Source organism: Pseudogulbenkiania sp. AW2-16 (assembly GCF_056824575.1).
Genome location: NZ_CP157668.1, coordinates 3,558,531 through 3,584,441 on the forward strand (window position 1 = coordinate 3,558,531; position 25,911 = coordinate 3,584,441).

Sequence of the window (25,911 nt, forward strand, 5' to 3'; positions counted from 1 at the left end):
AAGCTTCGGGCCGTAAAGGCGGCACGCTACGAGGGGGCGGGGTGTCGACCGGAGCGCTGGGCACATCGGCCACCGTTTCGGAAAAAGTGACCGCGGCCGACTCCCCTTCGAAGCGCGACGGTGCGCGGGGATGAATGCGCGGGGCTTGCAAGGCGCGGCGGGCCAGCGTGGACAGGTGATCGCTCATGCCAGCACCCGTGCCAAGTAGCGGGCGCGTCGCGCCGGGCTCAGGGCGAGGATGTGCGCCTCGCTCCAGCCATAGGCCTGCGCCAGCAGATGAACCTGATCCAGCAGACGCTCCGCCCAGTGTCCGAGCACTTCGTCGAGGTAGACGCCGATATCGAACAGTTCGTCCCATTGCCGGGTGCAGGCGGGGCAATCGAGGCTCAGCTCGGTCGCGGCCTGGGGATCGGCCTCGGCCATGGCCTGGGCCAACAGGGCATGCAGTTCCGCCGGCAGTGCCTCGGGCATCTCATCGTCGACACAGCGGCGCAGCAGCAAGGTGCGCGCCTGCTCGACATCGCCGGCCTGCATCAGTGCGGTCAGATCGCGGCTGTCCGGCAAGCGGTAGCGAAACGACCGGCCTCGCCACTCCACGCTCAGCGCCGACTCGTCCAGCGCCGGGGCGTCCAGCCGCAGGGCGTGACAATCCAGGCTCAGTTCCAGGCGTTCGCCGCAGGATGGGCAGTGGGTGGTGGCGTCGAGGCGGGAGCCGAACAGGGCACCGTGCAGTGCCAGCAACTGACTGTCGCGCCGGCCTAGCGGCAGTCGTTCAGCGGCCGCCTGGCCGTCCTCCATGATGGGCGCGAGCAAGGCACAGGGGCGCAGGGGCGGCGGCAGGGTCTGGCTGTGTTCCCAGGCCCGCAGCCAATCATCGGCAGTGAGTGCGCGCAAGGTTGACCTCCATCCGTAGCCGTGGCGAGTACCGCGTTCAGCCCGCGCCACGCGTCAGTACGTCGTTGTCAGCTCGGTTCGGTGAAGCTGGGCTCGCTGGGCTCGGCCACTTCGTAATCACGCTCCCAACCCTCGTTCTCGAGCTTGAGGCGGGCGATGGCCACGGCGTTGGCGTTGGCATCCAGATCAGGTAATGACTGGAACTCGCTGACCCAGCAGCGGTACACCTTGTAGGCCACCGCCAACTGGCCGGCCTCGTTGTACAGCTCGATGATGAGGTCCTTGCGAAAATCCTTGAGGGACACTTCCGCACCCAGGCCGGAACCGAAGTTCCACACCTTGTTGGCCCATTTTTCGAACTCCGGGTCGTGGGTGACGCCGCGCTCGAGGGTAATGGCCTCGAACTCGGTGCGGCCGGGGGACTTGCGGCTGCTGCTGGGGTCCCCTCCTCACGGTGTTTCACCACTTCGGTGGTGCGCTTGAGCGCGGAGACCTTGCTGATGCCGGCCACGTAGCGTCCATCCCACTTGACGCGGAATTTGAAGTTTTTGTACGGATCGAAGCGCTGCGCGTTGACGGTGAATTGGGCCATGGGTGTTCTCCCTGATGAACCGGAACGGAGTCACGCGCCCGGAGTGAGCGCGCACTCCCCTCGGTCAGACTTGGATCTGGCCAGCCAACTGCTGGATCTTGATCACCACGAATTCCGCCGGCTTGAGCGGAGCGAAAGCCACCAGGATGTTCACCACCCCTCGGTTGATGTCGTCCTGGGTGGTGGTCTCGCGGTCGCATTTGACCAGATAGGCCTCGCGGGCGGTCTTGCCCTGGAAAGCTCCCTGGCGGAACAGGCTGTTCATGAAGGCGCCGAGGTTGAGGCGTATCTGCGCCCACAAGGGCTCGTCGTTGGGTTCGAACACCACCCACTGCGTGCCGCGATAGAGACTTTCTTCGAGGAACAAGGCGAGCCGGCGCACCGGTATGTACTTGTACTCCGATGTCATCTGATCGGCGCCGCGCAGGGTGCGCGCCCCCACGACACCGCACCGTATACCGGAAAGGTGCGCAGGCAGTTCACGCCGAGCGGGTTGAGGCTGCCGTTTTCGCGATCGGTCAGTGGGTAGTTGACGGCCTGAACGCCAACCAGGGTGGCATCGGTGCCGGCCGGGGCCTTCCACACCCCACGGTCGCCGTCGGTGCGGGCGTAGAGTCCGGCGATGGTGCCGGACGGCGGGGTCAGCCGCAGCTTGCCGTTCTTGAGCGGGTCGGCAATGTACACCCACGGGTAGTAGACCGCGGCGTGATCGGACTTGGGCAAGGCGGTTCCGGACACGGCCGCCACCATGTCCTCGGGCGCGGCCGCGGACGGGGGCGCGTCGATGACGAAGAAGGCTCGGCGCTCCTCGCAGTAGGCCGCCGCGTCCATCAACACGCCGGTATCGGTGACCCCGGGCAGACAGAGGATGTTGAACAGGTCCACCTCTTCCAGCGCGTAGATTCCCTTGCGGGCGGCACGATCGGCGATGAAGGCCGGGTAGACGTCGGCCGCGCCATAGGGCGTTTCGTTACCGCCCTGCAGGGTGACGTTCACGGGCAGCACGGTCGTCGAACCGGCCAGCAGGTGAAGTTGGTCGGCAATGCCGTTGAGTGGCGCTGCCGTCACGGCAATGCTCGCGCCGGCCCCTTGGGTGCCGGTGGCCAGTACCAGCTTGGTGCCGCCATCCACGCTGCAGGTGAAGTACTTGTACGCCGGGTTGCTCGGCTTGAGTGCCCGGACGGCGGACTGGATGCGTGTCGCCACGTCGGCCAGTTTGGCCGCCAGGTTGGCGCCTGCGGCGGCCGTATCGCCGATGTTGACGACATCCGGGCCGTTGCCGTCCAGGCTCAGGCGGAAGCTGGTATGCGTTGCATCCGGCAAGGCATCCAGATCCGTGGCGCCGAAGGTATCGCTCTTCAGCATGGCCGGATCGGGCACCGGAACCGGGCGGATGGCCGCCACCGCATCGATTTCTGTCCCCCCGCCTCGCTGCCCAGGCCGAGCACCGCACTGGCATTGTTCTTCTGCCCCGGCAGCACGCGCACGCTGGAGAATTCGCCGCCGACGCCGGACTTCATCTGGATGGTCTGGGTACCGGCGGGACGGGCACAGGCAAAGCTCTGGTAAGCCAGCTGGCTGTTGGCCTGGGCCTGGACCTTGGCCTGGATGGCGGCGCACAGCGCGTCGAGCCGCTGGGTCGGCGTACCGCCGCCGATGTCGGCCGGCAGCGCAATCACCACCTTGACCGGCGGCAGGCCGTTGACGCTGACGCGGAATTCATTGTGATTGGCATCGAGCAGCGTCGCCACGTCGGCGAGGGTGGCGCTGCTGGAGGTACCGGCGGCCAGCCCGTCCAGCGTCGCCTGGTTGACGAGCCGGGTCAGCTTCACCAGTTGCGAGACACCATTGACCTGATCGAGAGCGTAGCGGGCATCTGCGGAGTTCATCGAGAGGTTTTCGTAGCGTTCGACACGGCCGTCCGAGGCGCGGACGAAGGTGAGGTTGAAGGTGCTGCCCGGATTGCTGGTGAGGTAATCGACGCGCACCTCGATGCCGTTGCCGGAAGAACCGGCATCGAGCGCGGTGGCCTTCAGCACATTGGCGGCGCTGGCGTTGAGCAGGATTTTTTCCGCGGCGCTGGCATCCTTGACGATGCGTACCGCGTACGCCTCGGTGCCGCCGTTCTGGAAGAACTGGCGCACGGCGTAGCCCATCTCCGAATCCAGCGCCAGGCCACCGAAGCGGCGCTCGTAATCGGCAAAGCTGAACAGGTGCACGGCCTTGTTGATGGGACCGCGCGGGGCGGAACCGGCAAAGGCGGCCACTGACGTGGCGACCCCGGTAATGGTGCGCACGCCACTCGGCAGTTCTTCGAGATAAACGCCGGGGTAGCTGAGTTGAGCAGTCATGGGGGCGACTCCTTAACGTGAAAGCGAAGTGCAGCCGAACAATGTCATGATTCTTCTTGAGAAAATGCCATTGCCGCTCGCCTCACGCGTAGCCCAACCACGACCACCCCCAATCCGGATGGGACAATAAGGCACCTCGAGCGGGTCCGTTTTTGCCTCTTCCGTGCGCGAAACTATTTGGCAGTGAGTTATCTATAGATACCCTTTTTGCGCACTACAAATAGATTTTTTGTGACATCAACATAATGATTTACAGACTTGAAAGCGCCCTATTTAGAACGCTTTCACACGGCCGCAGCGGGATCGAGCGCAAGGCACCGAGCAGCCTTAGCTCGGGCCAGCGGAGACCTGCTGGGTTTGAGCATGACAGTGCGGGAAACAAGGGCCTCGCCCTGCTCCACCACAACCATACCCGGTGGCAAGCGGGGCCAAAAACCGCCGCCCGGCCACCGCCGCGGCGGCAATGACGACCGGGCAAGAGGAGAGCCGAGCGATGGCGGCGGGAGGCACGGGAGTGCTTTGCGCCGCCCACACAACGACGTGGGGCGGGAGGCGCATCACTGTCATGCGTGCCTCCCCCCCAACCTGCCGCCCTGGCAAGGTCTGGGGCGTGGCTCAGGCCGACAACTCGGCAACGTAGCTCTGGATGATGGCGGAGAAATCGAGCCCGCCGTGACCGTCCGCGCTGAAACGCCGGTAGCACTGCTCAGCCAGCGCGCCCAGCGCCAGCGGCAACTCGATTTCGCGCGCGGCTTCGTTGGCGAGGCCCAGGTCCTTGAGCATGAGATCGGTGCCGAAGCCGCCCTTGTAGCCGCGGCTCGCCGGGGCATTCTCCATGACCCCGGGCCAGGGGTTGTAGACCTCCAGCGCCCAGTTGCGCCCCGAACTCTTGGCGATGATGTCGGACAGCACCTTGGGGTCGAGGCCGTTCCTGACGCCCAGCGCCAGCGCCTCGGCGGTGCCGGTCATCAGGATGCCGAGCAGCATGTTGTTGCAGATCTTGGCGGTCTGGCCCGCGCCGCTGGCGCCGGCGTGGAAGATGTTCTTGCCCATGGCTTCCAGCAGCGGACGGGCGCGTTCCAGATCGGCTGATTCGCCGCCGACGATGAAGGTGAGCGTGCCGGCGGTGGCGCCGGCGGTACCGCCGGAGACCGGGGCATCGAGCATGCAGAGACCGGCGACCCGGGCCGCCTCGGCCACCTTGCGCGCGCTGGCGGCGGCGATGGTGCTGCAGTCGATCACCAGCGTGCCTTTGGGCAGGCGGGCGAACAGGCCGTCCTCACCCAGGTACAGTCCTTCGACGTGCTTGCCGGCGGGCAGCATCGAGATCACCACCTCGGCCCCTGCCACGGCATCGGCCGCGCTGCTGGCGGCACGGGCGCCGGCGGCCTGCAGCACGGCGAGCGCCTCGGCCGAGAGATCGAAGGCGCTCACGGCGAAGCCCTTGTTCTGCAGATTGAGGGCCATGGGGCCGCCCATATTGCCCAGCCCGATGAAAGCGACGTGTTGCATGGTGTTTCTCCTCTGATGGCGTGTTATTTGAGGTCGGCCAGCGGATGCTCCGTGGCCGGCCATGGGCTGATGAAGTGGCTTTCCACCCAGCCGTCCGGGATGGCGGCCAGGGTCGGGTAGTGCCAGTGCGGCGCGCGGTCCTTGTCGACCAGCAAGGCGCGCACCCCTTCGCGAAAATCCGGCCGGGCGCAGAAGTTGACCGACAACGTCAGCTCCATGCGCAGCGCTTCGGCCAGCGACAGGTGGCGGGCGCGCCGGAAGATTTCCCAGGTGACGGCAGCCGAGCTCGGGCAGCCCTGGGCAAAGCTCCTGGCCGCCGCGGCAAGCCAGGGGTCTTCGAACGCGGTGCCGGCGAGCGCCGCCGCCACGGCGTCGAGGCTGCCCAGGCTCATCAGGCGCTGCACCGTGAGCAGGTTGCGCGCGCAGTTCGCGTCCGGCATCGACTCATGATGCGACGCTGCCAGCGCACTCAACAGTGCGCTCACCATGCCGTGGTGCCGCACCGCCGGCCGGGACCAGTCGGCCCGTTCCAGCTCCCGCAGCAGGGCCTCTTGGCCGTCTTCGGCCAACATGTGGTCGGCCAGGTTGCACAGCACGGCATCGTGGGCGTTGAGCGGCGCGCCGGTGAGGCCGAGGAACAGGCCGAGCACGGCCGGCATGCGTTGCAGGAACCAGCTGCCGGCCACGTCCGGGTAGAGGCCGATGGTGATTTCCGGCATGGCGATGCGGGTGGAGGGCGTGGCCACGCGGTGACTGGCCCCGGCCATCAGCCCGAGCCCGCCGCCCATGACGATGCCGCCGCCCCACACGATCAAGGGCTTGCGGTAGCGGTGGAGGTGGTAATCGAGCCGGTATTCCTCGCTGAAGAACGCCACGGCGTCGGGGTTGGGGGTGCGGCTGTCGTCCAGCAGCGCCCGGCGCAGCGAGCGCACGTCGCCGCCGGCACAGAAGGCCTTGTCGCCGGCGCCGCGCAACACCACGGCAACCAGGCCAGGGTCGGCTTCCCAGGCGCTCAGCCGCTGCTGGAGCAGACGGATCATGTCCAGCGTCAGCGCGTTGAGCGTTTTTCCCACGTTCAACGTGGCGATGCCGAGGCGATGGCCGCTGGCGGTGGCGCGTTCTTCGAACAGGACGATGTCTTGCATTGCGGAGTCCCTCAATAGCCTGTTGTGCGTGGCGATCAGCGCAGCGTCTCCAGCGCGCCGTCCTGCAGCAGCCGGCGCGCGACGATGACGCGCATGATCTCGTTGGTGCCTTCCAGGATCTGGTGCACGCGGCTGTCGCGCAGGTGACGCTCGAGCGGGTATTCCTTGATGTAGCCGTAGCCGCCGAACAGCTGCAGCGCCTCGTTCACCACCTTGAAGCCGGCATCGGTGACGAAGCGCTTGGCCATGGCGCAATAGGCCGTGGCGTCCGGGCTGCCGCTGTCGAGCTTCCAGGCAGCGAGGCGCACCATCTGGCGCGCCGCGACCAGTTCCGTGGCCATGTCGGCGAGGCGGAACTGCACGGTCTGGAACTCGGCCAGCGCCTGGCCGAACTGCTGGCGTTCCTGCACGTAGCGGGTGGCGGCTTCCAGCGCGGCCTGGGCGGTCCCCACCGAGCAGGTGGCGATGTTGATGCGCCCGCCGTCCAGCCCCTTCATGGCGAAGGTGAAGCCCTGGCCCTCCTCGCCCAACAGGTTGGCCGAAGGCACGGCCACGTTGTCGAAGGTGATGGTGCGGGTGGGCTGTGAATTCCAGCCCATCTTCCTTTCCTTCTTGCCGTAGCTGATGCCGGGCAGATCGGCCGGCACCACGAAGGCAGAGATGCCCTTGGCACCGGGGCCGCCGGTGCGCGCCATCACCACCAGTACGTCGGTGCTGCCGGCGCCGGAAATGAAGGCCTTGCTGCCGTTGAGGCGGTAGACGTCGCCGTCGCGCTCGGCGCGGGTACGCAGGTTGGCGGCGTCCGAACCGGCGCCGGGCTCGGTGAGGCAATAGCTGCCCAGCTTGGCGCCGCTCGCCAGCGCCGGCCCCCACTGCTCGGCCACTTCCGGTCGGGCAAAGCTGCCGATCATCCAGCTCACCATGTTGTGGATGGTGAGGTAGGCGGCGGCGGAGGTGCAGCCGGCGGCCAGTTCCTCGAACACGATGGCGGCGTCGAGCCGCGTCAGCCCCAGCCCGCCGTACTGCTGCGGCGTGTACAGCCCGCAGAAGCCCATCTCGCCGGCACGGCGCAGGGTGTCCTTGGGAAAGACTTCCTCCTCGTCCCAGTGCGCGGCGTAGGGCGCCAGCTCGTGGCGGGCGAACTCGCGCGCGCTGTCCTGGAACGCGATCTGCTCTTCGTTGAGTGCGAAATCCATAGTCATACCTTTTCTCAAGCTTGTTCCAGTAGGCGAGCGAACCCAAGCAGGTTGAGGAAGGACGGAGCGCAGGAACCGCAGTGGACATGTGGTCCATGAGGATCATGGCTGAGCGAATTAGAAATTCGCACGCGCAGAGCTCCGCCCGACTTCGCGATGCGCAGGCGCAGCCGCCTAATGGGACGGGCGATCAGTTCAGCGAGATGGTGGTATTCACCTTGCCGCTGCTGGCCGCATCGTCGAACCAGCGGCTGGTGACGGTCTTGGTCTGGGTGTAGAACAGGACCACCTGCTTGCCGTACGGCCCCAGGTCGCCGAGCTTGGAGGCGCGCGAACCGGTGAACGAGAACAGCGGCACCGGCACCGGGATCGGCACGTTGATGCCGACCTGGCCGACGTCGATCTCCTCCTGGAACTTGCGTGCCGCCGCGCCGCTCTGGGTGAAGATGGCGGTGCCGTTGCCGTTGGGGTTGGCGTTGATGAGTTCGATGGCCTGATCCAGGGTGTCGGCCGCCGAGAGGCACAGCACCGGCCCGAAGATTTCCTGGTCGTAGATCGCCATGCCGGGCTTCACGCCGCTGAAGATGGTCGGGCCGACGAAATTGCCCTGGTCAAAGCCGGGCACCTTGATACCGCGCCCGTCCAGCTCCAGCCGGGCGCCCTGCTCCACCCCCGGGCGATCAGCGATTCGACGCGGTCGCGCGCGGTGCACGACACCAGCGGCCCCACGTCCGGGTTGTCCTTGCCGGGGCCGACACGCAGCGCCTTGGCCTTGGCCACCAGTTCCGGAATCCAGTTTTTCGCCTCGCCCACCAGCACCGCCACGGACAGCGCCATGCAGCGCTGGCCGGCCGCACCGAAGGCCGCGCCGGTGAGCTGGTTGAGCGCCTGCTCCTTGTTGGCGTCGGGCAGCACGATGGCGTGGTTCTTGGCGCCCATCATGCACTGCACGCGCTTGCCGGCAAGGCTCGCCCGGTTGTAGACGTGGGTGCCGACCTTGCTCGATCCGACGAACGAGATCGCCTTGATGTCGGCGTGGTCGCAGATGGCGTTGACCACGTCCGGACCGCCGTGCACCACGTTGAGCACGCCGGCCGGAATACCCGCCTGCAGCGCCAGCTCGACCAGGCGCATGGTCACCATCGGGTCCTGCTCGGACGGCTTGAGCACAAAGGTGTTGCCGGTGGCGATCGCCATCGGGAACATCCACAGCGGGATCATCGCCGGGAAGTTGAACGGGGTGATGCCGGCGCACACGCCGAGCGGCTGCAGCACCGAGTAGGTATCGACGCCGCTGGCCACGTTTTCGGCGTACTCGCCCAGTTGCAGGTTGCCGATGCTGGCGGCGTGCTCGACCACTTCCAGGCCGCGAAACACGTCGCCCTCGGCGTCGGCCAGGGTCTTGCCCTGCTCGGCGGTGAGGATGGCCGCCAGATCCTTCATGTGTTCGCGGATCAGCTGCTGGTACTTGAGGAAGATGCGCGCGCGGCTGCCGATCGAGGTTTTCTTCCAGCTCTTGAAGGCCGTCTTGGCGGCGGCCACGGCGGCGTCGACCTCGGCCGGGGTGGCCATCGGCACGCGCGCCAGCACCTCCTGCGTGGCCGGGTTGACGACGTCGCGCCAGACGCTGGTCTGCGATTCGACGAACTCGCCGTTGATCAGGAGCTTGACGGTGGGAACGGTGGTGGAAAGAGTCATGATGAGCCTGCCTTATGGACGAAGTGGGCCAGCCCCCTCGGCGCCAGGGCCGAGGGGATGTGTCGTTAACGGGGAAATGAGAGCGGTATGGGCCGGTCAGCCCTTGAGCGCCGGGAAATCGTCTTCGAAGTATTCCTGTGGTCCGCGCGCGTTCTCCTCGCGGCGCTGCGCCTCCAGCTTGCGCAATTCGACGCGGCGGATCTTGCTCGACAGGGTCTTGGGCATCTCGCTGACGAACTCGATGCGACGCACGCGCTTGTAGGCCGCCAGCCGTTCGCGCGCAAAGCGGAAGATGGTTTCGGCCAACTCGCGATCCGCCACCTGCTCGGGAGCCAGGATGATGAAGGCCTTGGGCACCGCCGGGCGCACCGGGTCGGGGCTTGGCACCACCGCCACCTCCATCACCGCCGGATGCTCGATCAGCGCGCTCTCCAGCTCGAACGGGCTGATGCGATAGTCCGACGCCTTGAACACGTCGTCGGCGCGGCCGACGAAGGTGATGTAGCCCTCGTCGTCGATCATCGCGGTGTCGCCGGTACGGTAGTAGCCGTCGGCCATCGCTTCGGCGGTTTTCTCCGGGCTGTCGGCGTAGCCCAGCATCAGCCCGAGCGGGCGCGGTTCGAACGGCAGTACCACTTCGCCTTCGCTCGCCAGTTCGCCGTCGGGCCCCATCAGCGCCACGCGGTAGCCCGGCAATGGCCGCCCCATCGACCCCGCCTTGAGCGGCTGCCCGGGGGTATTGCCGATCTGCGCGGTGGTCTCGGACTGGCCGTAGCCGTCGCGCAGCGTCAGGCCCCAGGCCGCCTGGATCTGCTCGATGATTTCCGGGTTGAGCGGCTCGCCGGCGCCCACCAGCTCGCGCAGCTTGAGCCGCCCGCGGTAGGCCGCCAGATTTTCCTGGATCAGCATGCGCCACACCGTGGCCGGCGCGCACAGGCTGGTGATGCGGCAGCGCTCCAGCACGCCGAGCAAGGCCGGGGCGCTGAAACGCGCCACGTTATGGATGAACACGCAGGCACCGGCGTTCCACGGCGCGAAGAACGAGCTCCAGGCGTGCTTGGCCCAGCCCGGCGACGAGATGTTCAAGTGCACGTCGCCCGGCTGCAGGCCGATCCAGTACAGCGTGGAGAGATGGCCGACCGGGTAGCTCTGATGGCTGTGCAACACCATCTTGGGCTTGGAGGTAGTGCCGGAAGTGAAATAGAGCAGCAAGGGGTCGGTCGCCAGCGTCGTGCCGTCCGGCTCGAAACGGTCCGGGTAGCTTGCGGCGCCGGCGTGTTCGATCCAGCCCGCCGTGGCCGGACCGACCGCGATGCGGGTGTAGCCGCCGGCGACGGCGGCGAACTTGTCGAGATGGGCATGACCCACCACCACGTGGCTGACGCGGCCGCGGTCGAGGCGGTCGCACAGGTCTTCCGGGGTGAGCAAGGCGGTGGCGGGAATCACCACTGCCCCCAGCTTGATCGCCGCCAGCATGGTTTCCCACAACGCCACTTCGTTGCCCAGCATCAGCAGGATGCACTCGCCGCGCTTCACCCCCTGGGCACGCAGATGGTTGGCGACGCGGTTGGAACGCCGCGCCAGTTCGTCGAAGCTGTAACGCTCCTCGCTGCCGTCCTCGTTGACGATCCACAGCGCCGGTGCCTGGTTGCCGCGCGCCAGTTCGTCGAAGTAGTCCAGCGCCCAGTTGAATTCGGTGAGCTGAGGCCAGCGGAAGTCTCGATACGCCGTGGCGTAGTCGGTGCGGTGAGTCAGCAGAAAATCCCGCGCGGCCACGAAGGCCTGGCAACGTGCATTCATTGACGTCTCTCTCCTGGATGGAACACCTCCGGCACGTCTCGCCCTGTGCCGGCCCGGTTCGTTTTTTTGTTGTGCTTCAACCCGCCGAAGCCGCTGGTCTGGGTGGTTGAAAACGAGTATAGATAGGAGAAATTCCACCAGGAATAGACAAAAACACCGGAGCGATATGCAAAAAAGCCCCATACCCGTCGACCGGCTGAACTGGGACGACATCAAGTTCTTTCTCGAGGTCGCCCGCACCCACACCGCCAGCAGCGCGGCAAAGCGCCTCGGCGTCGACTACACCACGGTGTCGCGCCGCATCCGCGCGCTGGAGCAGGCGCTGGGCGCCTTGCTGTTCGAGAAGTCACGCTCGGCCGGTTTCGTCCTTACCGTGGACGGGCAACAGTTGCTGCGTTATGCCGAGACGATGGAAAGCGCCTTGCAGGCCGCCTGTGAAGAGGTATCGGGGACCGGCTTCGCCTTGTCCGGCCACGTGCGCATCGGGTGCACCGAGGGTTTCGGCTCCGGCTTCGTCACCCCGCAGATCAGCCGCTTTCAGGACCGCTACCCCGACATCACCGTCGATATCCTGCCGGTGCCGCACTTCATCAATCTGTCGCGGCGCGAGGCGGACATCGCGATCACGCTGGAGCGCCCCGAGCGCGGTCCCTACGTGTGCTCCAAGCTGTGCGACTATCGCCTGCTCTTGTACGCCACCCCGGACTACCTGGCACGCCACCCGCCGATCCGGCAGCGGGAAGACTTGGCCGGACACCGCTTCATCACCTACGTCGATGACCTGGCCTTCAGCCCCAAGCTGCTGTACATGGACGACGTGCTGCCCGGCGCCAGAAGCCCGCTGCGCAGCACCAGCGTGATCGCCCAGTACCAGGCCGCGCTGCAAGGCCGCGCCCTGGCGATCCTGCCCTGCTTTCTGGTCGGCGACGACCCGCGGCTGGCCCGGGTGCTGCCGGAGCAGGTGGCCGTCACACGGCAATTCTGGATGTACTACAGTGAAGACCTGCGCAAGCTCAAGCGCATCACGCTGGCGGCGGACTACCTGCGTACCTGCGCCCAGCTCAATCAGGATTTCCTGCTCGGCGAGGCGCCCCGGATGAGCTACCTGGAAGCGGAGGAAGCGGCATGAAACGAGGCTCTGGCGAAACTATCGCCACGGCGGCATCGCCTGCCGCTCCCGACTCGGCCAGGGCGGCGAAGCAACGCCCGGAAGTACGTTCATGAAGACCCATTGGCTGGTCGGGGTAATGCTGCTGGCGCTGCTGACCTGTTCCGGCTGCGCCCGGCCGCAGTACGGCGAGAACTATTTCATCGAGCTGCGGGGCAGCCCGGTGGTGCGTGGTTTCCGCTACGCCGGCAACGAGCAGAATCCGATCGACGATCTCTGGATCAAGCTGGACAAGGCGGCCCCCTTCCAGTTTCGTTTTCCCGATGGCGCGTGGGTCGACTCCCGGCAGATCACCCGGCAGACCCTGAGCGAACACGGCATCCACATCGATCAGGACGGCACGCTCACCCAGGCCATCTGGCACCCCGATTTGCCGCTGTGGGCATCGGTGGTGGGCCGACATCAATACTTTTCCTTCGACATAACGCAAGACGGCAAGGTGGACTCCCTGACCCTGGGCGCGTGCGGCTCGGCCTTCAAGGAGATCTTCAGGACGGCGCAGGGCACTCACCCCGTCGGTTTCCCCATGACGGTGAAGGAGCTCGAGCAGATCTTCGGACCGATCTCTCGCGTGGACCGTCTCGCCCTCGTGACCGGATTCAGCTGCTTCTAGATGCAGGCCGGACGCAATGCCCTGACAGGATGAAAAAAGGCGCCCGGAGGCGCCAAAAGGAAGAGACAGACTGGGGTACTTGTCTCGAAAACGATGGCGTGCTGTCGGACTAGGCCAGCCGCCAGGCCGGGGCGTCCTGCAGTGCCACCGGACGCAGGAAGCGCTCCAGCGCGGCAAAGCCCACCGAGGTGCTCTGCGGCTGGGTCGACGACGGCCACGGCCCGCCGTGCTGCTGGGCATGGCACACCGCCACGCCGGTCGGCACGCCGCCAAACAGCACGCGCCCGGCGATGTGCTCTGCCGCGCGCACCAGGGCGCGGTTGTCGGCCGTGTCGTCCTCCACGCCCCACAGGGTCGCGGTAAGCGTGCCGCCGATGGCCTCGAGCACCTCGACCGCTTCGGCGGTGGATTTCACCTTCACCACCACGGCAGCCGGACCGAACATCTCCTCGCGCAGATGCGCGTCGGCGATGAACGCGGTGGCGCTGGTTTCGAACAGGCGCGGCGCAGGGCCGGCACCGTCGGCTGCTGGCTCGAACAGGCTGCGCACGTCGGGATGGCCGGCGATGCGCGCCACGCCGTCGTCGAAGCCGCGGCGCATGTTGTCGGTCAGCATGCGGTGCGTGGGGATCGGGCGGAGGGCATCGCCCAGCGCGGCGACGAAGCGCTCGCTCGCCGGGTGGTCGAACAGCACGATCACGCCGGGACTGGTGCAGAACTGGCCGCAACCCAGCGTGATCGAGCCCGCCAGCGTTTGCGTCAAAGCCTCGCCGTCACGCTCCAGTACCTGCGGCAGCACGACCAGCGGATTGATCGAGCCCAGTTCGCCGTAGAACGGGATCGGCCGGGCGCGTTCGTTGACGGCCTTCCACAAGGCGACGCCGCCCTGGTAGGAGCCGGTGAACGCCACCGCGGCGATGTCCGGGTGCTGGACGAGATAGCTGCCGCCGGCCCGCGAACGGCTTTCCACCAGGCCCAGCACGCCGGCCGGCCAGCCCTGCTCGGCCAGTACGCCACGCGCCAGTTCGTACACGGCGCGCGACAGCTGCGGATGGCCCGAGTGCGTCTTCACCACCACCGGGCAGCCGGCGGCGAGCGCCGAGGCGGTGTCGCCGCCGAGTACCGAGAACGCGAACGGGAAGTTGCTGGCGGAGAACATCGCCACCGGGCCCAACGGCACCTGCACGCGCGTCAGGTGCGGGCGGGCGGCCGGCGGGGCCCCGGCCACCGCGCCATCGTCCACTCGGCGGTACGGCACGCCCTGCTCCACTTCGTCGGCGAAACCGCGCAACTGGAAGGCGGTGCGCGCCACCTCGCCGTTGAGGCGAGCGGGACCCAGGCCGGTTTCCTGGTCGGCGATGGCCACCAGTTCGGCCTGCTGTGATTCCAGCGCCTCGGCGAGGCCGCGCAGCAGGCGTGCGCGCCGGGACGGCGTGGCTTCGGCCAACGTGGGGGCCGCGGCCTTGGCCGCCGTCACGGCACGGTCGATCACGGCGAAATCGGGATTGCTTGCAGTCATGGTTGGCTTCCTTGTTAACGCACCAGGCAGGGCTTCTTGTTGTCGAAGCTCCAGCCCGGAATCAGGTATTGCATCGCCGCGGCGTCGTCGCGCGCGCCGAGGCCCTTCTGCAGGTAGAGCTGGTGCGCCCGTTCCAGCGCGTCCCAGTCGAGCTCCACGCCCAGGCCCGGCTTCTGCGGCACCTCGACGAAACCGCCTTCGATCTTGAGCGGTTCCTTGGTGAGGCGGTCGGTGCCCTCCTGCCAGATCCAGTGGGTGTCGATGGCGGTGACCTTGCCCGGCGCAGCGGCACCGACGTGGGTGAACATCGCCAGCGAGATGTCGAAGTGGTTGTTGGAGTGCGAGCCCCAGGTCAGGCCAAACATCTCGCACAGCTGCGCCACACGCACCGAGCCTTCCATGGTCCAGAAGTGCGGGTCAGCCAGCGGAATGTCGACCGACTGCAGCTGGATCGAGTGCGCCATCTGGCGCCAGTCGGTGGCGATCATGTTGGTGGCGGTGGGCAGGCCAGTGGCGCGGCGGAACTCGGCCATCACCTCGCGCCCGGAAAAACCCTGCTCGGCACCGCACGGGTCTTCGGCATAGGCCAGCACGTGATGCTGGTCGCGGCACAGGCGGATCGCCTCCTTGAGCGACCAGGCGCCGTTCGGGTCGAGCGTGACGCGCGCATTCGGGAAGCGCTCGGCCAGCGCGGTAACTGCTTCGATCTCCTCGTCACCGCGCAGCACGCCGCCCTTGAGCTTGAAGTCGTTGAAGCCGTAGCGCTCGTAGGCCGCTTCGGCCAGGCGCACCACCGCCTCCGGCGTCAGCGCCACGTCACGGCGCAGACGGTGCCAGGCGCTGTCGGCCTCCGGCTCAGCCAGATACGGCAGGTCGGTCTTGCTGCGGTCGCCGACGTAGAACAGGTAGCCCAGCATTTCGACGCGCTCGCGCTGCTGGCCGTCGCCAAGCAAGGCCGCTACCGGCACGCCGAGGAACTGGCCCAAGAGGTCGAGCAGCGCCGCCTCCAGCGCGGTCACGGTGTGGATAGTGGTGCGCAGGTCGAAGGTCTGCAGGCCGCGGCCACCGGCATCTCTATCCGCAAACGACGTCTGCACCGTCTTGAGAATCTGCTTGTAGTGGCCGATCGGCTGGCCCACCACCAGCACGGCGGAGTCTTCCAGCGTCTGGCGAATCTTCTCGCCGCCCGGCACTTCACCGACGCCGGTGTTACCGGCACTGTCCTTGAGGATCACGATGTTGCGCGTGAAGTACGGGCCGTGCGCACCGCTCAGGTTCATCAGCATGCTGTCGTGGCCGGCTACCGGCACCACGCGCAGTTCGGTCACGATGGGAGTTGGGAATTGGCTCATGATTCGGCTCTTTCAGTATCAACGGACCAGGCAGGGACGCTTGCGATCGAAGGTCCAGCCTGGAATCAGGTATTGCATCGCGGCGGCATCGTTGCGCCCGCTCCACGGCAGGCTTTGATGCAGCTTGTGGGCACGCTCGACCTCGCCCCAGTCGAGCTCGATGCCGAGGCCGGGCTTGTCCGGCACGGCGATCTTGCCGCCCTTGATCTCGAGCGGCTCGCGGGTCAACCGCTGGCCTTCCTGCCAGATCCAGTGCGTGTCGATGGCGGTCGGCTTGCCCGGTACGGCAGCGCCGACGTGGGTGAACATCGCCAGCGAGACGTCGAAGTGGTTATTGGAATGGCAACCCCAGGTCAGCCCCCAGTCGTTGCACAGTTGCGCCACGCGCACGGCGCCGGACAGCGTCCAGAAATGCGGGTCGGCGAGCGGAATGTCGACCGATTGCAGCATCACCGCGTGATTCATCTCACGCCAGTTGGTGGCGATCATGTTGGTGGCCACCGGCAGCCCGGTGGCACGCTTGAATTCGGCCATCACCTCGCGTCCGGAGAGGCCCTGTTCGGCGCCGCACGGGTCCTCGGCGTAAGCCAGCACGTCCTGCATGCCCTTGCACAGGGCGATTGCCTCCTTGAGCGACCAGGCACCGTTGGGGTCGAGCGTGATGCGCGCATCGGGGAAGCGGCGAGCCAGCGCGGTGACGGTTTCGATCTCGTCCTCGCCCGGCAACACCCCGCCCTTGAGCTTGAAATCCTGGAAGCCGTAGCGATCCTGCGCGGCCTCCGCCAGCCGCAGCACGGCCTCGGTGGTGAGCGCTTCCTGGTGGCGCAGGCGGTACCAGTCGTGGCCGCCGGTTTCACCGGCGAGGTAAGGCAGGTCGGTGCGCTCGCGGTCGCCGAGGAAGAACAGGTAGCCCAGTACCGTGACCTCGTCACGCTGCTTGCCCGGCCCGAGCAGGTCGGCCACCGGCACGCCGAGCAACTGGCCCATGAGGTCGAGCAGCGCCGCCTCCAGCGCCGCCACGGCGTTGACGCGCAGCTCGAAGGTCCAGGCACCCTTGCCGAAACTGTCGAAGTCGGACGACTGCTGGCCGGCATGCAGGCAATGCACGATGCGGTTGAGGGCGCCAACCGACTGGCCGACCACCAGGGGGATGGCTTCGGCCAACGTTTGACGGATCACTTCGCCGCCGGGCGCCTCGCCTACTCCGGTATGGCCGGCGCTGTCCTTGAGCACCACCAGGTTGCGTGTGAAGTAGGCGCCGTGGGCGCCGCCGATATTGAGCAGCATGCTGTCGTGCCCCGCCACCGGGATCACCCGCATCTCGGTGATGATGGGCGTGCTTTGCTTTGACATTGGCATTCCTCTGGCCGCGCACCGTCCCTCCCCCGCGCGGGGGAAACGAGTCGGTGCGCATCGGGTTGGGATTTCAGGTAGCCGGAGCCGGGTTGAACAGTACCAGGGCGTTGTGCAGTTTCCAGTGCTCGGCCCAGGTCTGTTTGCGGCCGCTGGCGACGTCGAGCATGAAGTGGAACAGCTCCCAGCCCACCTCCTCGATGGTGGCGTCGCCGGTGGCGATGCGCCCGGCGTTGATGTCCATCAAATCGTGCCAGCGCTCGGCCAGCGCAGTGCGCGTGGCCACCTTGATCACCGGCACCGCCGCCAGGCCGTACGGCGTACCGCGGCCGGTGGTGAACACGTGCAGGTTCATGCCGGATGCCAGCTGCAAGGTGCCGCAGATGAAATCGCTGGCCGGCGTGGCGGCGTAGAGCAGGCCCTTCTGCCGCGCCTTCTCGCCCGGGGACAGCACCCCGACGATCGGGCTGGAGCCGGATTTCACGATCGACCCCATCGCCTTCTCGACGATATTGGCGAGCCCACCCTTCTTGTTGCCGGGCGTGGTGTTGGCGCTGCGATCGGCGCCGCCGCGCTTGAGGTAGGCGTCGTACCACGCCATCTCGCGGATCATCGCCGCCGCCACGTCCGGGCTGGCGGCGCGCGCCGTGAGCTGGTCGATGCCGTCACGCACCTCGGTCACCTCGGAGAACATGGCGGTGGCGCCGGCTCGCACCAGCAGGTCGACGGCGAAGCCGACCGCCGGGTTGGCGGTGACGCCGGAGAACGCGTCGCTGCCGCCGCACTGCACGCCCACCACCAGCTCCGAGGCCGGGCAGGTCTCGCGCCGGCGCTGGTTCAGCTCCGCCAGCCGCTCGTCGGCCATGGCCATGATCGCAGCGATCATGGCACCGAAACCGACGTGCTGCTCGTCCTGCAGGCACACCTGCGCCGGCACGGCGTTCTGCACCGGAATCGTCCCCTCCGGTAGCAGGCGCTCGGGCTGCAGCTTCTCGCAGCCCAGGCTCACCAGCAGCACCTGGCCGCCGAAATTGGGGCTGAGCGCGATGTTGCGCAGGGTGCGGATCGGCACGATGGCATCCGGGGCGTCGATCGCCACGCCGCACCCGTAGGCGTGCTCGATCGCCACCACGTCGTCCACGTGCGGATACCTGGGCAGCAGCTCGGCCTTGATGCGCTGGAGAGCATGCTCGACCACGCCGGTCACGCACTGCACCGTGGTGCTGATGGCCAGGATGTTGCGCGTGCCGACCGAGCCGTCCGGGTTGCGGTAGCCCTCGAAGGTATACCCTTCGAGCGGGATCAAGGCTGGCGCTTGGCGCGTGGCGACCGGCAGATCATCCAGCCGCGGCGCCGACGGCATGCGCACCAGCGACTCTTCGATCCAGCTGCCCCGGGAGATGGCGCGGGCGGCGTAGCCGATCACCACGTCGTAACGGATGATCGGGGCGCCTTCGGCCAGGTCCAGCAGCGCCACCTTGTGGCCCTGCGGCACCCGCTCGCGCAGCACCAGCCCGTCGGGAAACGTGGTCCCGGCCGGCAGCCCGCCGTCGTTGGCGACAATGGCGACGTTATCGTTCGGATGCACCTTGATGGTCAGCGGTGCCATGGAATTACTCATCACGAATCAACCTTTCCTGTCAGACTCAACGCAGCTCGAAGCGCTTGATCGGGCCCACGATCACCAGGTAGCTGATCACCGCGAGCAAAGCATGCGCGCCGACGAACACCAGGGCACCGTTGAACGATCCCGAGCTCTTGAGGATGTAGCCGATGGCGATCGGGGTCACGATGCCGGACAGGTTGCCGAACATATTGAACAGGCCGCCGGAAAGACCGCTGATCTCCTTGGGCGCAGTGTCAGACATCACCGCCCAGCCCAGCGCGCCGATCCCCTTGCCGAGGAAGGCCAGCGACATGAAGCCGATCACCAGCCATTCGGCCTGCACGTAGTTGCAGCCCACCATGACCATCGACATCAGCATGCCCAGCACGATCGGCGTCTTGCGTGCCAAGGTCAGCGAGCCGCTTTGCTTGAGCAGACGGTCGGACAGCACCCCGCCCAGCACGCCGCCGAGGAAACCGCAGACCGCCGGGATCGAGGCGACGACACCCGCCTTGAGAATCGACATATGACGTTCCTGCACCAGATAGACCGGGAACCAGGTAATGAAGAAGTAGGTCAGCGCGTTGATGCAGTACTGGCCGAGGTACACCCCCATCATCATGCGCGAGGCCAGCAGCTGCTTCACGGCGGGCCAGCCGAGCCGTGGGTTCTTTTCCTCGGATTTGGCCGATTGCGGCTGATCCATGTTCACCAGCGCCCCGCCCTGCTCGATGTAGTCGAGTTCGGCCGGGTTGATCGAAGGGTGATCTTTCGGGCTATAGATGGTCTTCTGCCAGACCAGGGCCATCAGGATGCCGAGCCCGCCCATGAAGAAGAACACCGACTGCCAGCTGAAAACATGAATCAGCCAGCCCATCAGCGGCGCAAAGATCACGGTGGCGAAATACTGTGCCGAGTTGAAGATGGCGGAAGCGGTGCCGCGCTCCTGGGCCGGGAACCACGCCGCCACGATGCGGCTGTTGCCGGGAAAGGACGGCGATTCGGCCAGGCCCACCAGGAATCGCAATACGAACAGCATGATGATGATGGTGGCCGTATCACTGAGCAGGCCGACAAACCCTTGCAACAGGGTAAAGCTCGACCAGGTGAGGATGCTCCAGAAATAGACCCGTTTGGAACCGAAGCGGTCGAGCAGCCAGCCGCCCGGAATCTGACCGATCACGTAGGCCCAGGAAAAGGCCGAAAACACGTAGCCCATGTCCACCATGTCGAGCCCCAGTTGCTTGGACATGGGGGAACCGACCATCGACAAGGTGGCGCGGTCGCCGTAATTGAGTGCCGTCACCAGAAACAGCATGGCGACAATGAAATAGCGGGCACGGCTGCTTTGCGCCTGTACCACGGCGGTGCTGTAGCTCTGCATCGTGAAGTTCTCCTCTTTAATAATAATGATGCCTGCTGCCAACTCTGTGTTGGCCGCCCTCTCCCCGGCCGTGACGTCGCGATCCCCACGACGCCCCGAAACCCGGTCAAGAGACGGCCGGATCGATTATTGAGCTCCCATCTTCTTGATCAGCTGATCCAGCTTCGCGCACTCCTCTTCCGTGAGTTCGCTCAGCGGAGCGCGCACCGGGCCGGCATCGTGCCCCACCAGGCGCGCCCCGGCCTTGATGATGCTGACCGCGTAGCCCTGCTTGCGATTGCGGATTTCCAGATACGGCAGGAAGAAGTCGTCGAGCAGACGGCCGATGGTGGCCTGGTCGTCAGCCGCCACGGCGCGATAGAACTCCATCGCGGTTTTCGGAATGAAGTTGAACACCGCCGACGAGTACACCGGCACCCCCATCGCCTTGTACGGCGCGGCGAACAACTCGGCGGTGGGCAGCCCGCCCAGGTAGCTGAAGCGGTCGCCCAGCTTGCGGCGGATGGTGGTCATCAGGTCGATGTCGCCGATGCCATCCTTGAAGCCGATCAGGTTCGGGCAACGGTCGGCCAGTTTCAGCAGCGTTTCGGCGTTGAGGCGGCACACCCCGCGGTTGTAGACGATCACCCCGAACGATACCGAGCGGCACACCGCCTCGATGTGGGCGGCCAGCCCTTCCTGGCTGGCTTCGGTCAGGTAGTGCGGCAGCAGCAGCACACCCTGCGCCCCCAGCCGTTCGGCTTCCTGCGCGTAGGCAATGGCGCTGCGGGTGGCGCCGCCGGCGCCGGCGATGATCGGCACCTTGCCGCGGCAGGTCTCCACCGCGGTATGGATGATCGGGCCGTATTCCTGCGGGGTCAGCGAAAAGAACTCGCCCGTGCCGCCGGCTGCGAACAGCGCGCTGGCACCGTACGGCGCCAGCCATTCCAGGCGCTCGGCGTAGGTATCGGGGCGGAAGTTGCCTTCGGCGTCGAAGTCGGTAACCGGGAAGGACAACAGACCGGACGAGATGGCGTGCTTGAGTTCTTGTGCGTGCATGGGTGCGTCTCCAATGTAAACGGACGGTTTCGTCGTGCGGCAACAGACTGGTGACAACATCAGTCTGTTACGATGTCAGTCATCGTACAACATAAAATAAAAAAGCGACAAGCTTTTTTCAGAGCTTGCCGGAATCAGGGCTTATCGGGCTTCGATCGCTTCGTGGGCGCGGCGCAAGCGCTCACGGCTGTTGGTCAGATGGGTGCGCATCGCAGCACGCGCGGCATCCGCGTCCCGCAGCGCGATGGCGCTGAGAATGTCCTCATGCTCGCGGTGCACGCGCTGCAGGTAGTCGGCCTGGCGATCGCGCGACAACTGCGCGGTGTTGAGACGCGCGCGCGGGATCACCGTCATGCCGAGGTAGCTCATGAAATCGACGAAATAGCGGTTGCCGGTGGCGCCGGCGATGTTCAAGTGGAACTGGAAGTCGGCCTCGATCGTCTCGCGCCCCTGCTCCAGCGCGGCAAGGAAGGCGTCGAGCGCCTGGCGCATCAGCTGCAACTGCTCGTCGCTGCGGCGCGCCGCCGCCAGGCCGGCCGCTTCGGTTTCCAGGCTGATGCGCAGTTCGAGCAAGGCCAGCACGTCCTGAATCGTGGTCACCGTGGCGGGATCGATGCGGAATGCGCCCTCGCCCGACGGCTCGAGCACGAACGTGCCGATGCCATGGCGCGTTTCCACCAGGCCGGCAGCCTGCAGACGCGAAATCGCCTCGCGCACCACGGTGCGGCTCACATCCAGCTCGCGCATGATCGCGGCCTCGGTCGGCAACTTGTCGCCCGGCTTGAGCAGGCCATCGCCGATACGACGCGACAGTTCGTCGACCACCTCCTGGCTTAGGCTGCGCGAACGTCGGCGCGAGCGCCCGCCAGGGACTTGCACATCAATAGTACTCATGACTTCCTGCATTCATATTCATGGAATCTATTATGATTCCAACGGGCTGATTCAGCAAACGTGATCACGATATCGTACAACCTCACGGGCAGCGGCAGGGCCAACAATCCGGGGCATGACGTCAACGACAGCACACGGATGACCGCTGCGACATACTGGGTAAAACGGGCGGACGCCTTTTTGTCGCCGCCAGCGGCCTGATGCCGCGCTGACTCCGGGGGAAACATGGAAACGTCGTTCTGGTCGGCCACCGTGCTCTTGATCCTGATCACCGATCCGCTGGGCAATATTCCGCTCTTCATCACCGCGCTCAAGCAGGTCAAGCCCGAGCGACGACGGCGCGTGGTGCTGCGCGAGTGCCTGATCGCGTTCGCGGTGCTGCTCATCTTCCTGTTCTTCGGGCGCCATTTCCTGGAACTGATGCAGCTCTCGGACGAGTCGCTGCGCGTCGCGGGCGGCGTCATCCTGTTCCTGATCGCACTCAAGATGATCTTTCCCGGCGAGGAAAGCGCCTTTTCCGGCAAATCCCAGGGCGAACCCTTCATCGTGCCGATTGCGATTCCGCTCATCGCCGGGCCCTCGGCCATGGCCACCGTGCTGCTGCTGTCGACGCGCGAACCGGCACGCATGCTGGAGTGGACCGGCGCGCTGACAATCACCATGCTGGTCAGCACCACTGTGTTCCTGGCCTCCGGGCGGCTGCAAAAGCTGCTCGGGGAGCCGGTGATCGCGGCGCTGGAACGGCTGATGGGGCTGGTGCTGACCGCGATTTCGATCGAGATGCTGATGGGCGGGGTGGCGGCCTACCTCAAGAAGCTGGGCTAGGACGTGTCTCCCCGCACGTTTGGAATACCTCCTGCGCGACCACCGCGATTGCACATTGCGAATCGGCTGCTCGCACACCCTGGACCCGGGCGTGCTGGGCGACGGAGCATGAGCACGGGAGCACCGGATGATTGTTTCCTGTCGGGAGACAGTCATTTTCCTGAACCCGGGTTTATCGGTTCCTGGGGACGCCTCAGAATGGACGCCATGCTCACCCCTGTTGCCGCATTTCCTGCTAAGGATACCCGATGACCCCGCCGCAAGACCGTGACCCGACCTCGCCGCAGCCGCTCACCCTGTCCAGCGCACAGCTTTCGCCCCCGCAGTACGACGCCGCTTCGGGGCTGACCTACCGCACGCTGGTCCTGCCAGCCGCGGCGTCGGCGCCCCGCCCGCAGGCCCTGCTGTTGCTGCTGCACGGCGTGGGCGGCAACGAGATGCAGTTGGCCGGACTCGCACCGCTGCTCGACGCCCGCATCAAGGTGGCGCTGGTGCGCGGTCCGCTGGAGTTCGGACCGGGACAGTTCGGCTGGTTCCAGGTGAGCTTCGGTCCGCAAGGCCCGTCAATCAATCCGGACCAAGCCGAACGCAGCCGGCAGCAGTTGCAGCAGCTGGTCGCCAGTCTGCAATCGGCCAGCGGCATCGATCCCGCGCACACCGTCGTGGCGGGCTTCAGCCAGGGCGGCATCATGAGCGCCGGCCTGGCTCTGACCGAACCGCAGCAGGTGGGCGGTTTCGGCCTGCTGTCGGGGCGCATCCTGCCGGAAATCGCCCCGCATCTCGGTGCGCCCGACGCGCTGGCACGGCTGGAGGGCTTCGTCTCGCACGGTGAATTCGACGACAAGCTGCCATTGAGCTGGGCGGAAAAAGCCGGCAACTGGCTCCGTGAATTGGGCGTACCCCACCAGTTGCACCTCTACCCGGTGGGCCATCAGTTGACCTCCGAGATGGCCCACGACTTTGTCGCCTGGCTGACGGCACGCTGCCTGGCATAACGAGTAAAGCCTCCGGCCGCCGCCGCGCCCCTCCAGGCGTCGCTCAGGCACATCAGACCATACCAGCCCCCAAGCCCGCCTTTCATCGAGAGGCGGGCTTTTTTTCCGGCTCCCCGCGCTTTTTACCAGCCCGCGTTCCAGCGGGAATGGGCCTCCGCCCTGCTCAATACTGGCCGAGTATCGTCGGATACTGAAACAGTATTAGACGGTCGATTTCTTTATCCCCAGGATACGACTGCCTTGAATGGGCCGTTCATTAAAACGGCGCTTTCATTTCGGCACTCCCATTCAAACAAAATAAAACCATGCAGCGCCGCCCTAAAAACCCGGCGCCAGCAGGCAAGTCGATCAGTTTACGGAGGAAAAATGAGTCGAGAATATAGCAAGGAAGTCGTCGATGTGACGGCATTAATCAACGAGCAGGATTTTACGAAATATCACTGGCTGGTCTTGTTTTTCTGCTTTTCCATTCTGGCGCTGGACGGGTTTGACACCGCGGCCATCGGCTACGTCGCACCCGCCCTTGTCACCGAATGGGGCATCAGCCGCCCCTCGCTGGCGCCGGTCTTGAGCGCCGCCTTGTTCGGTCTGGCCTTTGGCGCCATGGCGGCGGGCCCCAGTGCCGACCGCTTTGGCCGGAAGAACGTGCTGATCGCCTCGACCATCGTGTTTGCCGTCTTCAGCGGTTTGACGGCCTACGCCAGCAGCGTCCCGAGCCTGTCGGCGCTGCGCTTCCTGACCGGCCTCGGCCTGGGAGCGGCGATGCCCAACGCGGTCACCCTGATCGCCGAACTCGCCCCGGCCAAACGTCGCTCCTTCGTGGTCAATGCCGTCTACGTCGGCTTTCCGCTGGGCGCCGCCGCGGGCGGGTTCGTCTCGGCCGGGCTGATTCCGCACTATGGCTGGCAAGGCGTCTTCATCCTGGGCGGCATCCTGCCGCTGGCCCTGCTGCCGTTCATGATCCGCCACCTGCCCGAGTCGGTGTCCTACATGGCCGCCAAACAGTACCCGATCGAGAAAATCAAAGCGGTGCTGGAGCGGATTTGCCGTCAGGACCTTAGCCACGTCAAGCAATGCGTCATCGGTGAAGCGGCAGGCAAGGGCAAGGCGGAGAAATCGGCCCTGAGCCTGATTCTGTCCAGGCCGCTCCTGGTACCGACGCTGATGCTGTGGGTCACTTACTTCATGGGCCTGCTGATTTTCTATCTGCTGACCAACTGGATGCCGCTGATGATGAAAGACGCCGGCTTCAGCACGCAAAAGGCGGCCCTGCTGACCGCGCTGTTCCCGCTGGGCGGCGGCATCGGCACCCTGGTGAGCGGGCTGTTGATGGACAAGTACAACCCCGGCCGCGTGCTGAGCCTGGTCTACGTGCTGGCCGCGCTGTTCCTGGTCGCGGTGGGCCAGAGCATGGACAACGTTTCGCTGTTCGCCGTGCTGATCTTCCTCGCCGGGGTCATGGTAACGGGCGCCCAGGCCTCCCTGCCGGCGCTGGCCGCGCCGATCTACCCGACCCAGGGGCGTGCCACGGGCATCGCCTGGATGCTCGGCATCGGTCGCTTCGGTGGCATCGCCGGTGCCCTGCTGGGCGGGGTCTTGCAGGGGATGCAACTGCCGTTCAGCCAGACCCTGACCCTGCTCACCCTCCCCGCCGGCATCGCCATGCTGGCCCTCTGGACCCTGTCGGTGAAGACCGGGCGTGATACGGCAGCGGCTGGCGCCCTGCCCTCGCTGAAACCGGCGGAATAAACCCGGCGAATTGACGGGCGGGAAAACAAAAACCGCGTAGCAGAGCCGGGCTGGATATCAGCCCGGCTCGATCCGGAGCGGATGGCGCGATACGCCCGATTACTGCCCGGCCGCGTTACCTCAAATGTCGTGCCGATTATTTTCCAGCCGTCGCCAAACTGTTTATTTCCCCGTCTTTACCCCTGCTGATTCACCCTGAGTCAGCCGCTTATTTTCCCGAGGGATTG

The 25,911-nt window shown here is 66.0% G+C and carries 20 protein-coding genes and 2 pseudogenes; 5 read left to right on the plus strand and 17 right to left on the minus strand.

Features of this window, described 5'->3' with window-relative positions; all coding sequences use genetic code 11:
- Nucleotides 1-183: 183 nt before the first annotated feature.
- The 10 genes and pseudogenes from ABKF58_RS17215 to ABKF58_RS17260 all read right to left on the minus strand — a co-directional run bounded on the left by ABKF58_RS17215 (nt 184) and on the right by ABKF58_RS17260 (nt 11,188).
- Nucleotides 184-894, minus strand: coding sequence for a T4 family baseplate hub assembly chaperone (locus ABKF58_RS17215; RefSeq protein WP_482582299.1), 711 nt, complete (start codon nt 892-894; stop codon nt 184-186).
- Nucleotides 895-962: 68 nt separating this feature from the next.
- Nucleotides 963-1,486, minus strand: a pseudogene (locus ABKF58_RS17220) (phage tail protein).
- 64 nt (nt 1,487-1,550) lie between these two features.
- Complete coding sequence (locus tag ABKF58_RS17225) at nt 1,551-1,928, minus strand: phage tail sheath C-terminal domain-containing protein (protein WP_482582301.1); 378 nt, start codon at nt 1,926-1,928, stop codon at nt 1,551-1,553.
- Nucleotides 1,892-2,851 (minus strand): phage tail sheath subtilisin-like domain-containing protein, encoded by a 960-nt coding sequence (locus ABKF58_RS17230; protein ID WP_482582303.1) that lies wholly within the window; start codon nt 2,849-2,851, stop codon nt 1,892-1,894. The genes ABKF58_RS17225 and ABKF58_RS17230 overlap by 37 nt, the downstream gene beginning before the upstream one ends.
- Entirely contained in the window at nt 2,845-3,837 is a 993-nt protein-coding gene (locus ABKF58_RS17235) for a hypothetical protein (protein ID WP_482582305.1), read from the minus strand. Before ABKF58_RS17235 ends, ABKF58_RS17230 begins: the two co-directional genes overlap by 7 nt.
- 615 nt (nt 3,838-4,452) lie before the next feature.
- Complete coding sequence (mmsB, locus tag ABKF58_RS17240; protein ID WP_482582307.1) at nt 4,453-5,349, minus strand: 3-hydroxyisobutyrate dehydrogenase; 897 nt, start codon at nt 5,347-5,349, stop codon at nt 4,453-4,455.
- A gap of 23 nt (nt 5,350-5,372) precedes the next feature.
- On the minus strand, nt 5,373-6,494 hold the full coding sequence (locus ABKF58_RS17245; protein ID WP_482582309.1) for an enoyl-CoA hydratase/isomerase family protein: 1,122 nt from the start codon (nt 6,492-6,494) through the stop codon (nt 5,373-5,375).
- A gap of 35 nt (nt 6,495-6,529) precedes the next feature.
- Nucleotides 6,530-7,696 carry an acyl-CoA dehydrogenase family protein gene (locus ABKF58_RS17250; RefSeq protein WP_482582311.1) on the minus strand — a complete coding sequence of 389 codons (1,167 nt, stop codon included), beginning with the start codon at nt 7,694-7,696 and terminating at the stop codon, nt 6,530-6,532.
- Between the two features lie 184 nt (nt 7,697-7,880).
- A pseudogene (locus tag ABKF58_RS17255) lies at nt 7,881-9,388 on the minus strand (CoA-acylating methylmalonate-semialdehyde dehydrogenase).
- 96 nt (nt 9,389-9,484) lie between these two features.
- The gene (locus ABKF58_RS17260) at nt 9,485-11,188 is read right to left on the minus strand and encodes an AMP-binding protein (RefSeq protein ID WP_482582313.1); all 1,704 of its coding nucleotides are present in this window, start codon (nt 11,186-11,188) and stop codon (nt 9,485-9,487) included.
- Nucleotides 11,189-11,354: 166 nt separating this feature from the next.
- On the opposite strand from ABKF58_RS17260, the gene ABKF58_RS17265 reads away from it, so the two are divergent.
- Nucleotides 11,355-12,317 (plus strand): LysR family transcriptional regulator, encoded by a 963-nt coding sequence (locus tag ABKF58_RS17265; RefSeq protein ID WP_482582314.1) that lies wholly within the window; start codon nt 11,355-11,357, stop codon nt 12,315-12,317.
- 91 nt (nt 12,318-12,408) lie between these two features.
- Nucleotides 12,409-12,969 carry a frataxin-like domain containing protein gene (locus ABKF58_RS17270; protein WP_482582315.1) on the plus strand — a complete coding sequence of 187 codons (561 nt, stop codon included), beginning with the start codon at nt 12,409-12,411 and terminating at the stop codon, nt 12,967-12,969.
- 109 nt (nt 12,970-13,078) lie between these two features.
- On the opposite strand, the gene ABKF58_RS17275 is transcribed toward ABKF58_RS17270, so the two are convergent.
- From ABKF58_RS17275 to ABKF58_RS17305, 7 genes are all read right to left on the minus strand, one after another.
- Complete coding sequence (locus tag ABKF58_RS17275; RefSeq protein ID WP_482582316.1) at nt 13,079-14,488, minus strand: aldehyde dehydrogenase (NADP(+)); 1,410 nt, start codon at nt 14,486-14,488, stop codon at nt 13,079-13,081.
- Between the two features lie 14 nt (nt 14,489-14,502).
- Nucleotides 14,503-15,840 carry a glucarate dehydratase gene (gene gudD / locus ABKF58_RS17280; RefSeq protein WP_482582318.1) on the minus strand — a complete coding sequence of 446 codons (1,338 nt, stop codon included), beginning with the start codon at nt 15,838-15,840 and terminating at the stop codon, nt 14,503-14,505.
- 18 nt (nt 15,841-15,858) lie between these two features.
- A complete protein-coding gene (locus ABKF58_RS17285; RefSeq protein ID WP_482582319.1) occupies nt 15,859-17,193 on the minus strand; it encodes an enolase C-terminal domain-like protein in 1,335 nt (444 codons plus the stop codon).
- A gap of 73 nt (nt 17,194-17,266) precedes the next feature.
- Entirely contained in the window at nt 17,267-18,814 is a 1,548-nt protein-coding gene (garD, locus tag ABKF58_RS17290) for a galactarate dehydratase (protein ID WP_482582320.1), read from the minus strand.
- Between the two features lie 25 nt (nt 18,815-18,839).
- Nucleotides 18,840-20,183: an MFS transporter gene (locus ABKF58_RS17295; RefSeq protein ID WP_482582322.1), complete on the minus strand. Its 1,344-nt coding sequence runs from the start codon at nt 20,181-20,183 to the stop codon at nt 18,840-18,842.
- 126 nt (nt 20,184-20,309) lie between these two features.
- Nucleotides 20,310-21,221 carry a 5-dehydro-4-deoxyglucarate dehydratase gene (gene kdgD, locus ABKF58_RS17300; protein ID WP_482582324.1) on the minus strand — a complete coding sequence of 304 codons (912 nt, stop codon included), beginning with the start codon at nt 21,219-21,221 and terminating at the stop codon, nt 20,310-20,312.
- Nucleotides 21,222-21,362: 141 nt separating this feature from the next.
- Nucleotides 21,363-22,115 carry a FadR/GntR family transcriptional regulator gene (locus tag ABKF58_RS17305; RefSeq protein ID WP_008953958.1) on the minus strand — a complete coding sequence of 251 codons (753 nt, stop codon included), beginning with the start codon at nt 22,113-22,115 and terminating at the stop codon, nt 21,363-21,365.
- A 225-nt stretch (nt 22,116-22,340) separates the two neighbouring features.
- Here ABKF58_RS17305 and ABKF58_RS17310 point away from each other — a divergent pair, with 225 nt between their 5' ends.
- From ABKF58_RS17310 to ABKF58_RS17320, 3 genes are all read left to right on the plus strand, one after another.
- Nucleotides 22,341-22,940 (plus strand): MarC family protein, encoded by a 600-nt coding sequence (locus tag ABKF58_RS17310; RefSeq protein WP_482582326.1) that lies wholly within the window; start codon nt 22,341-22,343, stop codon nt 22,938-22,940.
- 248 nt (nt 22,941-23,188) lie between these two features.
- Nucleotides 23,189-23,935, plus strand: coding sequence for an alpha/beta hydrolase (locus ABKF58_RS17315; RefSeq protein ID WP_008953956.1), 747 nt, complete (start codon nt 23,189-23,191; stop codon nt 23,933-23,935).
- Between the two features lie 366 nt (nt 23,936-24,301).
- Nucleotides 24,302-25,684, plus strand: coding sequence for an MFS transporter (locus ABKF58_RS17320; RefSeq protein WP_482582327.1), 1,383 nt, complete (start codon nt 24,302-24,304; stop codon nt 25,682-25,684).
- Nucleotides 25,685-25,911 lie beyond the last annotated feature (227 nt).

Excerpts from the sequence above, each read along its gene's own strand:
- ABKF58_RS17230 (WP_482582303.1), bottom strand. The coding sequence starts at position 2,851 with ATGCTGAAGAGCGATACCTTCGGCGCCACGGATCTGGATGCCTTGCCG.
- ABKF58_RS17235 (WP_482582305.1), bottom strand. The coding sequence starts at position 3,837 with ATGACTGCTCAACTCAGCTACCCCGGCGTTTATCTCGAAGAACTGCCG.
- mmsB (WP_482582307.1), bottom strand. The coding sequence starts at position 5,349 with ATGCAACACGTCGCTTTCATCGGGCTGGGCAATATGGGCGGCCCCATG.
- ABKF58_RS17245 (WP_482582309.1), bottom strand. The coding sequence starts at position 6,494 with ATGCAAGACATCGTCCTGTTCGAAGAACGCGCCACCGCCAGCGGCCAT.
- ABKF58_RS17250 (WP_482582311.1), bottom strand. The coding sequence starts at position 7,696 with ATGACTATGGATTTCGCACTCAACGAAGAGCAGATCGCGTTCCAGGAC.
- ABKF58_RS17260 (WP_482582313.1), bottom strand. The coding sequence starts at position 11,188 with ATGAATGCACGTTGCCAGGCCTTCGTGGCCGCGCGGGATTTTCTGCTG.
- ABKF58_RS17265 (WP_482582314.1), top strand. The coding sequence starts at position 11,355 with ATGCAAAAAAGCCCCATACCCGTCGACCGGCTGAACTGGGACGACATC.
- ABKF58_RS17270 (WP_482582315.1), top strand. The coding sequence starts at position 12,409 with ATGAAGACCCATTGGCTGGTCGGGGTAATGCTGCTGGCGCTGCTGACC.
- ABKF58_RS17275 (WP_482582316.1), bottom strand. The coding sequence starts at position 14,488 with ATGACTGCAAGCAATCCCGATTTCGCCGTGATCGACCGTGCCGTGACG.
- gudD (WP_482582318.1), bottom strand. The coding sequence starts at position 15,840 with ATGAGCCAATTCCCAACTCCCATCGTGACCGAACTGCGCGTGGTGCCG.
- ABKF58_RS17285 (WP_482582319.1), bottom strand. The coding sequence starts at position 17,193 with ATGTCAAAGCAAAGCACGCCCATCATCACCGAGATGCGGGTGATCCCG.
- garD (WP_482582320.1), bottom strand. The coding sequence starts at position 18,814 with ATGAGTAATTCCATGGCACCGCTGACCATCAAGGTGCATCCGAACGAT.
- ABKF58_RS17295 (WP_482582322.1), bottom strand. The coding sequence starts at position 20,183 with ATGCAGAGCTACAGCACCGCCGTGGTACAGGCGCAAAGCAGCCGTGCC.
- kdgD (WP_482582324.1), bottom strand. The coding sequence starts at position 21,221 with ATGCACGCACAAGAACTCAAGCACGCCATCTCGTCCGGTCTGTTGTCC.
- ABKF58_RS17305 (WP_008953958.1), bottom strand. The coding sequence starts at position 22,115 with ATGAGTACTATTGATGTGCAAGTCCCTGGCGGGCGCTCGCGCCGACGT.
- ABKF58_RS17310 (WP_482582326.1), top strand. The coding sequence starts at position 22,341 with ATGGAAACGTCGTTCTGGTCGGCCACCGTGCTCTTGATCCTGATCACC.
- ABKF58_RS17315 (WP_008953956.1), top strand. The coding sequence starts at position 23,189 with ATGACCCCGCCGCAAGACCGTGACCCGACCTCGCCGCAGCCGCTCACC.
- ABKF58_RS17320 (WP_482582327.1), top strand. The coding sequence starts at position 24,302 with ATGAGTCGAGAATATAGCAAGGAAGTCGTCGATGTGACGGCATTAATC.